Below are 10221 nucleotides of genomic sequence, written 5' to 3' on the forward strand. Positions count from 1 at the left end.
TACGTCACCGCCAAATAGCGCGTTGACATCCGTTGCGGTAGATGACGCTGGGGAATAGGGGCAGGGAACCTTTTGAGGAGAAGGGAGGGTCAAAAAGGCTGAGAAGAGGCGGAAAGAGGATAGAGACGATGTTATAAACGTTTCGAATTGTATTCTCAGTTTCAGACGACCTCCAACATTTCCCTGTATAATCACGCTTTTGTTCAAACGCTTGTACTTCCCGATATGATTTATCCGTGGCATCAAAACCAGTGGTGGCAGCTTGCCGGCCATTGGGAAAACCGTCCGAACGCTTGGCTGTTTACCGGCAAGGAAAACACCGGCAAAACGGCGTTTGCGCGGTTTGTGGCGCAGGCTTTGCTTTGCGAATCGCCTCGGGAAGATCATCAGCCTTGCGGCGTATGCGCTTCGTGTCATTTGTTTTTGCAAAACAGCCATCCCGATTTTTACGAACTCACTCCTGAAATTCCCGAAGACGGTGCGGTCGGGCGAAAATTGTTGCAGATTAAAATCGATGCCGTGCGCGATATTGTGGAAAACATTTATCTGACGGCTGTGCGCGGCGGATTGCGGGTGGTATTGGTGCATCCCGCTGAAAGTATGAACGTGCAGGCGGCAAACGGCTTGCTTAAGGCTTTGGAAGAACCGCCGCAACATGTTGTTTTTTTGATGGTTACGCATGCGCGCGACAAGCTTCTTCCGACCATTAAAAGCCGTTGCCGCCAGATGGTTTTGCCCGCACCTTCGCGCGACGAAGCTTTGGCGTATCTTCGCGAAGAAGGTGTAGACGATGCGGAATCGCTGCTGGCTTTTCACAGCGGTGCGCCTTTGTTTGCCCATGCGCCTGAAATGGATGACTTGCGCGAAGAATTGCTCACTTTGCTTGCCGCCCCGCGACTGTTGACGATACTCGACTATGCCGCTGCGTTTGACAAACACAAGCAGCCGTTGGCAGTCTTCATCGATTGGATGCAGAAATGGCTGTTGGATGTCGGCTTGGCGCAACAACAAATGCCGCCGCTTTATTATCCCGATTACGCGCAGGCATTGTCGCAGACGGCTTCCAAAACCGATCCGCGCCGCCTGTTTGCGCTGACGGGTCGTCTGAACGCACTCAGCCCTTACGGATACCACACCTTGAGTGTTAAAATGCAGCTTGAGTATCTATTGACTGAATATCTCGAATTTTGGCAAAACAAATAATCAGATAAGGTAAAACAAAATGGTAAACAACAATAAAGACATTCCGGCGAAAATGATGGCGTTGCAGCTTAAAGACCCGACCCTGCTCTACAACTGCTATATGCCGTTTCTCGAACACGGCGGACTTTTTGTTCCGACCGAAGACGTATTTTCCTTGGGCGAAGACATCCTGCTCGCCGTTGAAATCGCCGATTATCCCAAACGCTTCCTGCCTACCAAAGTCGTCTGGATCAACCCCGCACGTACTTCCGCACACCGTCCCAAAGGCGTCGGACTCGCATTTTCCGAACACGAGAGCTGTCTTCAGGCGAAAACCCTGATTGAAGGCGAGCTGGGACCGAAACTGCGCAGCGACCGCGTCACCTTCACGCTTTAAAACTATGCATTTAATCGATTCGCACTGTCACCTCAATTTCGAAGGCTTGAGCAACCGCCTGCCTGAAGTGTTCGCCAACATGGAAGAACAAAGCGTCAAGCAGGCGCTTGCCATCAGCGTGAGCAAACAGAGTTTCGCCGAAGTCTTAGACATTGCCCAAGCCAACGAACAGATTTACTGCACCATAGGTGTCCACCCCGACAGCCAAGAAGCCGAAGAATTTACCGTCGCTGAAATGGTCGAAGCGGCAAAACACCCGAAAGTCGCCGGCGTAGGCGAAACGGGCTTGGATTATTACTGGTGCAAAGGCGATTTGGCATGGCAGCACCGCCGCTTCGCCGAACACATCCAAGCCGCCAACGAAAGCGGTTTGCCCGTGATTGTCCACACCCGCGATGCCGCCGCCGATACTTTGGCGATTCTGAAAGAAGGTCAAACCAATTCCGGCGTTATCCACTGCTTCACCGAAGATACCGCTTTTGCCAAAGCCGCTTTGGATTTGGGGCTGTACATTTCCTTTTCCGGCATTGTTACCTTCAAAAATGCGCCGCAAATTCAGGAAGCAGCCAAATACGTCCCAGCGGACAGAATGCTGGTCGAAACCGACTCCCCCTTCCTCGCCCCGGTCCCCAAACGCGGTAAGCCTAACGAACCTTCCTATGTCCGTTACACCGCCGAGTTTGTGGCGAAACTGCGCGGCGAACCCGTAGAAACGCTTGCCGCTTACACTAGCGACAATTTCTATCGTCTGTTCAATAAAGTACCCGACATCCGTGTTTGATTCGAATAGAAAAAAGGTCGTCTGAAAATGCTTTATCTAGCGTTTCAGACGACCTTTTGAAATTTGGAATTATTTATATAAGTGGACAGTCAGACTGGGTAATTTTGTTGGGCAGAAAATGGAAGATGACGGAAGTCATCGATAAAATCGGTATCGCAAGAAGGCCAGTGTAAAAGCGGACAGATAGTCATGGATGGGTTTAAAATCAACGCGAAAATCAAGATGGCAACTTCTTGAAAATATTTAAAGATTGGCTTTCATCATATCGTTTTCCGTTTTTCTGACAAATCATACTTCTATCGATACATCGCCTTTCCAATAATGAATTACGACATCACTTTTTTCACCCTATTTCTACTCGGCTTTTTCGGCGGTACGCATTGTGTCGGAATGTGCGGCGGGTTGAGTAGTGCGTTTGCGTTGCAGCTTCCGCCGCATCTTAATCGGCTGGGACTGATTGTCCTATTGAATTTGGGACGCATCAGCAGCTATGTATTGATAGGTTTGATTGTCGGGCTGGTCGGGCAAGTCGGTATTTCTTTGGATGATACGCGCTGGCTGCAAAACGGCCTGTATATTGCGGCGAATATTTTGCTGTTGCTGTTGGGGCTGTATCTGGCGGGTCTTTCTACGGCGGCTACGCAGATTGAGCGCATAGGCAGACCGATATGGAAACGTTTGAATCCGATTCTGAACCGACTGCTGCCGATTAAATCCGTTCCGGCTTGTTTCGGCGTAGGCATGTTGTGGGGCTGGCTGCCTTGCGGCTTGGTGTACAGCGCTTCATTGTATGCTTTAGGCAGCGGCAATGCGGTGCAGGGCGGGCTGTATATGTTGGCTTTTGCACTGGGAACGTTGCCGAATTTGTTGGCAATGGGGATTTTTGCAGCACAATTGAAAACACTTTTACAACGCAGAGCCATCCGTCTGTGCGCCGGGCTATTGGTCGCGGGCTGGGCGATTTTCCGTTTGGCGGTAATGCTTTGAATCAAACAATGAAACGCCTTTTAAAAGGGTAGGGTTCATACATTGAAGGTCGTCTGAAAATCCGTTTTCAGACGACCTTTATTCATTGCTTGCAACGGCGGCGTTATTTATAGTGGATTAACTTTAAACCAGTACGGCGTTACCTCTCCTTAGCTCAAAGAGAACGATTCTCTAAGGTGCTGAAGCACCAAGTGAATCGGTTCCGTACTATCTGTACTGTCTACGGCTTCGTTGCCTTGTCCTGATTTAAATTTAAGCCACTATAATCGCAGCTTCAGTTCAAACCGCCGGCAGCCATCCGCGTATGCGTTTTTCCATTGCGTCGGCACTCAAGCCCAAATCGTCCAAAAGTTTTTTCGGATCGCCGTGTTCGGTTACGGTATCGGCAACGCCCAAAAGCAAGACGGGTTTGCAGATGCCGTGTTTAGCCAATACTTCCAGCACCGCGCTGCCTGCGCCGCCTTGTTCGGCGTTTTCTTCGGCGGTAACGATGTAGTCGTGGCTTTGGGCGAGGCGGACGATGAGTTCTTCGTCTATCGGTTTGACGAAGCGCATATCGGCGACGGTAGCGTTCAGTTTTTCAGCAACCGCCAATGCGGGGGCGACCATGCTGCCGAAGGCGATGAATGCGGTTTTCTCGCCTTGGCGGCGGACGATGCCTTTGCCGATGGCTACGGTTTCGAGGCCGCCTGAAACGGGCGCGCCTGTTCTCGTGCCGCGCGGATAGCGGACGGCAGCGGGGGCATTTGCCTGATAGCAGGTCGAAAGCAGCAAGCGGCATTCGTTTTCATCGCTCGGCGCGGCGACAATCATATTCGGCACGCAGCGCAAGAAGCTCAAATCGTACAAACCGGCATGGGTCGGGCCGTCTGCGCCGACGATGCCCGCGCGGTCGACGGCAAACAAAACGGGTAGGTTTTGCAAGGCGATGTCGTGCACCAGTTGGTCGTAGGCGCGCTGGAGAAAGGTGGAATAAATAGCGACGACGGGCTTCATGCCTTCGCAAGCCAAACCGCCGGCAAAGGTAACGGCGTGCTGCTCGGCGATGCCGACATCGAAATAGCGGTCGGGGAATTGTTGTTCGAATTCAACCAGTCCGCTGCCCTCGCGCATGGCGGGGGTAATCGCCGCCAATCGGGAATCTGCCGCCGCCTGGTCGCACAGCCATTTGCCGAACACTTGCGTATAGGTCGGTTTGGCGGCGGGCTTGTTTTCTTTTTCAGACGACGTTGCGGTTTTGAGGTCGTCTGAAACGTCTTTGGGCAGGTTGGCGACGGCGTGGTATTTGACGGGGTCGTTTTCGGCGAGTTTGTAGCCGTTGCCCTTTTTGGTGATGACGTGCAGCAGTTGCGGGCCTTTGCGGCCGCGCAAATCTTTTAATACGTCAACCAGATGCTCGACGTTATGACCGTCCACGGGGCCGGTGTAGCGGAAACCGAAGTTTTCAAACAAAGACAGCGACTGCTTGGCGTGTTCAGCTTCGCCCGCCAGCGTTTTGATTTTGTGCTCGACTTTTTGGGCAAGCTCCATCGCGCCGGGCAGCTTGTCCAAAACCTTGCTTGATTGCGCCTTGATGGTGCTCAACACGCCGCGCATATCGCGCACGACGTTGCTGGCGAGGTATTTCGGCAGCGCGCCGACGTTGGGGGAAATCGACATTTCGTTGTCGTTGAGGATGACCAGCAGGTTCACGTGCATGTCGCCCGCGCAGTTCAAGGCTTCAAACGCCTGACCCGCCGTCATCGCGCCGTCGCCGATAATGGCGACGCTGCGGCGGTCGCTGCCCAAGAGTTTGTCTGCCGCCGCCATGCCCAAAGCCGCGCCGATGGAGGTGGACGAATGTCCTACGCCAAACGCGTCGTATTCGGACTCGCTGCGCTTGGGGAAACCCGCCAAGCCGCCGTAGCGGCGCATGGTGTGCATCTGGTTTTTGCGTCCGGTGAGGATTTTGTGCGGATAGCTTTGATGGCCGACGTCCCAAACCAAATGGTCTTCCGGCGTGTCGTATACATAGTGCAGGGCGATGGTCAGCTCGACCGCGCCCAGATTGCTGGCGAAATGCCCGCCGGTTTTGCCTATCGAATCCAACAGGAATGCCCGCAATTCGGCGGCAACCTGCGGTAGCTGTTTTTTATCCAGCCTGCGCAAATCTTGCGGCAGATTGATGGTGTCTAATAACGGAGTGTGGCTCATGGTGTGTCTTTGCGGGCTTATTGTGTCTATCGGGCAATTATAGCAAGAGTTTAGAAAGACGTGGGTTTCCTGCCGGAGGGCGGGTATCGCCGTTAAAAGGTTGCCTGCCGATGGACGCGGCGTTTGGGAATGTGTGTAAGGGTTGTCTGAACATGAAATTACACGCCCCGTATGCTACAATCAACAGATAATCCCATCGGTACCGACATCATGAAACCCCATAAAAAAGGCAATATTTTCATCATCTCCGCCGCTTCCGGCACGGGCAAGACCACGCTGGTTTCCCGTCTTTTGAAAAACAACGCCGATTTGCGCGTCTCCGTATCGCACACCACCCGCCAGCCGCGCGAAGGCGAGCAACATGGCGTGCATTATCATTTTGTTCCGAAGGAAGAATTTGAATCCTTAATTGAGCAAAAAGCCTTCCTCGAACACGCAAACGTTTTCGGCAATTATTACGGAACCAGCATTGCGGGGGTCAATTCCCTTAGCGAAGAGGGTTACGATGTGATTTTGGAAATTGACGTGCAAGGCGCGGCGCAGGTACGCAAATCCCTGCCCGAAGCCAGCAGCATCTTCATCCTGCCGCCTTCGTTCGAAGTCCTTGCCGAACGCCTTATCGGGCGCGGCACCGACAGCGAGGAAGTCATCCAAACCCGCCTCTCCAAAGCGCGTCACGAAATCGAACAATCCGTCCTGTTTGACTATATTGTCGTCAACGATGATTTGGATAGGGCAGAAGCCGATTTGCTCCACATCATCAAAGCAGGTCGTCTGAAAAAATCTTCTCAGCAAGGATTTATCTCAAACCTGTTGGAAAATTCCTGAAAAACAGCGAAAATACGCATTTACATTCCATCACAAATTAATAGAAAGAAAGCAAACATGGCCCGTATCACCACTGAAGACTGCACAGGCAAAATCCCCAATCATTTCGACCTGACCCTCGTCGCCGCCCGCCGCGCGCGCCAGCTTGAAAACGGCAACGCCCCTATGGTTGACGACATCCGTAACAACAAACCGACCGTTACCGCCCTGCGCGAAATCGCCGCCGGTCAAATCGGTACTGAGCTGCTGACACGCAACAAATAATACCAGTAGGCAAAATCTGCCCAACCGCCGCGCGGATTGTATCGGCGCGACATCCGACCGATACAGTCTGACGGCTCAAAACAAAACACACACCGAAGGCCGTCTGAAATGCCCGCCCCCCAGCCCACTGCCCCCTACGACGCGCTGACTGCCGAAGCACGCGAACTTTTGTTCCGTACCGCCTCCTATCTCAGCCCATCCGAACAGGCCGAGCTTGAAAAAGCCGTCGCCTACGCCTTTCACGCCCATGACGGACAAACCCGTAAAAGCGGCGAACCCTACATTACCCACCCCCTTGCCGTCGCCACGCAACTTGCATTGTGGCACATGGACATACAAGGCTTGTGCGCGGGCGTGATGCACGACGTACTCGAAGACACGGGCGTATCCAAAATCGAAATGGCGGCAGAATTCGGCGAAACCATCTCCGAGATGGTGGACGGACTTTCCAAACTCGAAAAACTCAAATTTGAAGATCATGCCGAGCATCAGGCGGAAAGTTTCCGCAAGCTCATCCTCGCCATGACCAAAGACGTGCGCGTGATCGTCGTCAAACTCGCCGACCGCCTGCACAATATGCGCACGCTCGGCTCCATGCGCCCCGACAAACGCCGCCGCATCGCCAAAGAAACCCTCGAAATCTACGCCCAAATCGCCAACCGCATCGGCTTGAACAACGCCTACCAAGAGCTTCAGGATTTATCGTTTCAAAACCTCCACCCGAACCGCTACGAAACCCTTAAAAAAGCGATGGACAACAGCCGCAAAAACCGCCGCGACGTCGTCGGCAAAGTTTTGCGCGCCTTCAGTCAGCGTTTGGTCGGTGCGAACATCGAAGCCAAAATCAAAGGTCGGGAAAAAAACCTGTACAGCATCCATCAAAAAATGTTGGCGAAAAAATTGCGCTTTGCCGAAGTCATGGACATTTACGGCTTCCGCGTCATCGTCAACAGCATTCCCGCGTGTTACGCCGCACTCGGCGCGCTGCACAATCTTTATCAGCCCAAACCCGGACGCTTCAAAGACTATATCGCCATCCCCAAAAGCAACGGCTACCAAAGTCTGCACACGACCCTGGTCGGCCCATACGGCTTGCCCATTGAAGTCCAAATCCGCACGCGCGAAATGGATGCCGTAGCCGAAGGCGGCATTGCCGGCCACTGGATATACAAATCCGGCGAAAATACCGTCGATCAAGCCGTCCTCCATACCAACCAATGGCTCAAAAACATCCTCGATTTGCAAGCCAGCAGCGCGAACGCCATCGAATTCCTCGAACACGTCAAAGTCGACCTGTTCCCCAACGAAGTCTACATCCTGACACCTAAAGGCAAAATCCTCACCCTGCCTAAAGGATCGACGCCCATAGACTTCGCCTACGCCGTTCACACCGACATCGGCCACAAAACCGTCGCCGCGCGCATCAACAACACCATGATGCCCCTGCGCACCAAACTCAAAACCGGCGATTCCGTTGAAATCATCACTTCCGAACACGCCAAGCCCAATCCGGCATGGCTGAATTTCACCGTTTCCAGCCGCGCGCGCAGCGCCATCCGCCAATACGTCAAAAACCTCAACCGCCACGACGCCATCGTCCTCGGCGAAAACCTCCTGCAAAAAGCCCTGTCCAGCCTGTTGCCCAAAGACGTATTGCTTTCAGACGACCTCAAAGAAAAATACCTTGCCGACCTCAACGACAAACAAACCTCGTTTGAAGAAGTCCTCTACAACGTCGGCATGGGGCATACCCTGCCCGTGTACGTCGCCATGCACATCGCCGAACTGGCAGGGCAGCACTTCGGCAGCGAAGTCAAACTCAGCCCCATCAAAGTCAACGACCAAGAAACCGGCCGCATCCATTTTGCCGAATGTTGCCACCCCGTCCCGGGCGATTCCGTCCGCGCCCTTTTGGTCAAAGATAAAGGCATGATTATCCACCGCGATACCTGTCCGACCCTGCTCAAATCCGACCCCGAACAGCAGCTTGATGCGAACTGGGAAGGCATAGGCAGCCATACCTACCGCACCGGACTCAGTATCCAATCCGAAGACGCCCACGGCCTGCTTGCCCTTATGGCGCAAGCCATCTCCAACTCCGGAGCAGACATCGAATCCGTCGAAACCCCCAACAAAGCGCTGGCAGGCACGGAAGGCTTTGTCGAATTCAAGTTCATCATCAAAGTGAAGGACTTGGCGCAAATCAACCAAATTATTCACAACCTGCACGCCATTCCCCAAGTGCGCAAAGTGGTTCGAAGCTAACGGAAGAAGGGTGGTAAAGCCGATGCCGTTTTGCCGCCAGATAGGGTTTAAGCCTTCTTAAAATCCGGAAGATACTTTCGCAAAATCAACAAGACGTGCGAAATACCACAGACGCGCGAAATACTACAAAGGTCGTCTGAAAACCGATATTCAAGGTTTTCAGACGACCTTCAAACTTGACAGAAACGACGCAATCAAAGATAATCCCGCAATTCATTTGCAGCCGCATCGACGGCATACCCGGCGCTAAGCCGACTTGTTAGGAGGTGATGTTTACATCACGGCGCGTATCCCGCCGGTCGCAAGACACCCGAGATACAAACAACCACTTTTTTGACAAACCGCCCCTTTTTACCTTTCTCCCTTTCGGCGGTTTGAAACCAGAATTCAATTTAAAGGAAATAAAATGCCTGCAATCCGCGTTAAAGAGAACGAACCCTTCGAAGTAGCCATGCGCCGTTTCAAACGTGCCGTAGAAAAAACCGGTCTGTTGACCGAGCTGCGCGCCCGTGAAGCTTACGAAAAACCGACTACCGAGCGCAAACGCAAAAAAGCCGCAGCCGTAAAACGCCTGCAAAAACGTCTGCGCAGCCAACAACTGCCTCCTAAAATGTACTAAACATCAATTGCAGGTCTGCCCTGTGATGCCGAAACACACCGCAAGGCTTGATCTGCGGTGTGTTTTGTTTTTCAGACGACCTGTAAGACAAAAGGTCGTCTGAAAAATAGAGAATCCTCTAAGGCAGTATGTGCAATACCATCTTCCATCTTTTCCCGAAAGTCATCCCATGAGCCTGAAAGCACAATTAACCGAAGACATGAAAACCGCGATGCGTGCCAAAGATCAAACTGCTTTAAGCACCATCCGCCTCATCAATGCCGCCATCAAACAATTTGAAGTAGACGAGCGCACCGAAGCCGATGACGGCAAAGTGATTGCCATCATTACCAAAATGGTCAAACAGCGCAAAGACAGCGCCAACATCTACGCCGAAGCAGGCCGTCAGGACCTGGCAGACAAAGAAAATGCCGAAATCGAAATCCTGCACCGCTACCTGCCGCAAATGATGTCTGCCGAAGAAATCCGCACTGCCGCGGAAACCGTAATCGCCATGACCGGGGCTTCCGGAATGGCTGACATGGGCAAAGCCATGGGCGTGTTGAAAACCCAGTTGGCGGGCAAAGCCGATATGGGCGAAGTCAACAAAATCCTTAAAGCTGCGCTGACTTCATAATTGAATACTGACCGCTTTGGACGGATTCAAGAACGACAAAAAGGTCGTCTGAAAATTGAACTGGCCCCCAAATCTTGGACACTCATAAA

10 protein-coding genes are annotated in these 10221 nt (G+C 52.7%); 9 read left to right on the forward strand and 1 reads right to left on the reverse strand.

Translation table 11 applies throughout. From position 1 onward, the window contains the following. Positions 1-225: 225 nt before the first annotated feature. The 4 genes from HMPREF3277_RS09145 (at position 226) to HMPREF3277_RS09160 (ending at position 3347) form a co-directional block, all read left to right on the forward strand. Positions 226-1203, forward strand: a complete 978-nt coding sequence (locus tag HMPREF3277_RS09145) for a DNA polymerase III subunit delta' (protein ID WP_070870928.1) — start codon at positions 226-228, stop codon at positions 1201-1203. 19 nt (positions 1204-1222) lie between these two features. Continuing rightward, positions 1223-1579: a PilZ domain-containing protein gene (locus tag HMPREF3277_RS09150; RefSeq protein ID WP_003760734.1), complete on the forward strand. Its 357-nt coding sequence runs from the start codon at positions 1223-1225 to the stop codon at positions 1577-1579. 4 nt (positions 1580-1583) lie between these two features. Beyond that, positions 1584-2360 (forward strand): TatD family hydrolase, encoded by a 777-nt coding sequence (locus HMPREF3277_RS09155; RefSeq protein WP_070870929.1) that lies wholly within the window; start codon positions 1584-1586, stop codon positions 2358-2360. 321 nt (positions 2361-2681) lie between these two features. Next, positions 2682-3347: a sulfite exporter TauE/SafE family protein gene (locus HMPREF3277_RS09160; RefSeq protein WP_070870930.1), complete on the forward strand. Its 666-nt coding sequence runs from the start codon at positions 2682-2684 to the stop codon at positions 3345-3347. Between the two features lie 279 nt (positions 3348-3626). Here HMPREF3277_RS09160 and dxs read toward each other — a convergent pair whose 3' ends face one another. After that, the gene (gene dxs / locus HMPREF3277_RS09165) at positions 3627-5540 is read right to left on the reverse strand and encodes a 1-deoxy-D-xylulose-5-phosphate synthase (protein WP_070870931.1); all 1914 of its coding nucleotides are present in this window, start codon (positions 5538-5540) and stop codon (positions 3627-3629) included. 210 nt (positions 5541-5750) lie between these two features. Between dxs and gmk the strand changes: the two genes are divergently transcribed. The 5 genes from gmk to HMPREF3277_RS09190 all read left to right on the forward strand — a co-directional run bounded on the left by gmk (position 5751) and on the right by HMPREF3277_RS09190 (position 10132). Then, positions 5751-6368, forward strand: a complete 618-nt coding sequence (gene gmk, locus HMPREF3277_RS09170; RefSeq protein WP_070635924.1) for a guanylate kinase — start codon at positions 5751-5753, stop codon at positions 6366-6368. 57 nt (positions 6369-6425) lie between these two features. Beyond that, positions 6426-6632: a DNA-directed RNA polymerase subunit omega gene (gene rpoZ, locus HMPREF3277_RS09175; RefSeq protein ID WP_003740638.1), complete on the forward strand. Its 207-nt coding sequence runs from the start codon at positions 6426-6428 to the stop codon at positions 6630-6632. A 108-nt stretch (positions 6633-6740) separates the two neighbouring features. After that, positions 6741-8897, forward strand: a complete 2157-nt coding sequence (locus tag HMPREF3277_RS09180; RefSeq protein WP_003764533.1) for a RelA/SpoT family protein — start codon at positions 6741-6743, stop codon at positions 8895-8897. 406 nt (positions 8898-9303) lie between these two features. Further along, positions 9304-9516, forward strand: coding sequence for a 30S ribosomal protein S21 (gene rpsU / locus HMPREF3277_RS09185; RefSeq protein WP_002214819.1), 213 nt, complete (start codon positions 9304-9306; stop codon positions 9514-9516). A gap of 169 nt (positions 9517-9685) precedes the next feature. Beyond that, positions 9686-10132, forward strand: a complete 447-nt coding sequence (locus HMPREF3277_RS09190) for a GatB/YqeY domain-containing protein (protein ID WP_070870932.1) — start codon at positions 9686-9688, stop codon at positions 10130-10132. Positions 10133-10221: the final 89 nt, after the last annotated feature.

Source organism: Neisseria sp. HMSC70E02 (assembly GCF_001838645.1).
GTDB classification, from domain to species: domain Bacteria; phylum Pseudomonadota; class Gammaproteobacteria; order Burkholderiales; family Neisseriaceae; genus Neisseria; species Neisseria macacae.

Bases quoted from the DNA above. Each gene is read 5' to 3' on its own strand.
- HMPREF3277_RS09145 (WP_070870928.1), top strand. From the start codon at position 226: ATGATTTATCCGTGGCATCAAAACCAGTGGTGGCAGCTTGCCGGCCAT.
- HMPREF3277_RS09150 (WP_003760734.1), top strand. From the start codon at position 1,223: ATGGTAAACAACAATAAAGACATTCCGGCGAAAATGATGGCGTTGCAG.
- HMPREF3277_RS09155 (WP_070870929.1), top strand. From the start codon at position 1,584: ATGCATTTAATCGATTCGCACTGTCACCTCAATTTCGAAGGCTTGAGC.
- HMPREF3277_RS09160 (WP_070870930.1), top strand. From the start codon at position 2,682: ATGAATTACGACATCACTTTTTTCACCCTATTTCTACTCGGCTTTTTC.
- dxs (WP_070870931.1), bottom strand. From the start codon at position 5,540: ATGAGCCACACTCCGTTATTAGACACCATCAATCTGCCGCAAGATTTG.
- gmk (WP_070635924.1), top strand. From the start codon at position 5,751: ATGAAACCCCATAAAAAAGGCAATATTTTCATCATCTCCGCCGCTTCC.
- rpoZ (WP_003740638.1), top strand. From the start codon at position 6,426: ATGGCCCGTATCACCACTGAAGACTGCACAGGCAAAATCCCCAATCAT.
- HMPREF3277_RS09180 (WP_003764533.1), top strand. From the start codon at position 6,741: ATGCCCGCCCCCCAGCCCACTGCCCCCTACGACGCGCTGACTGCCGAA.
- rpsU (WP_002214819.1), top strand. From the start codon at position 9,304: ATGCCTGCAATCCGCGTTAAAGAGAACGAACCCTTCGAAGTAGCCATG.
- HMPREF3277_RS09190 (WP_070870932.1), top strand. From the start codon at position 9,686: ATGAGCCTGAAAGCACAATTAACCGAAGACATGAAAACCGCGATGCGT.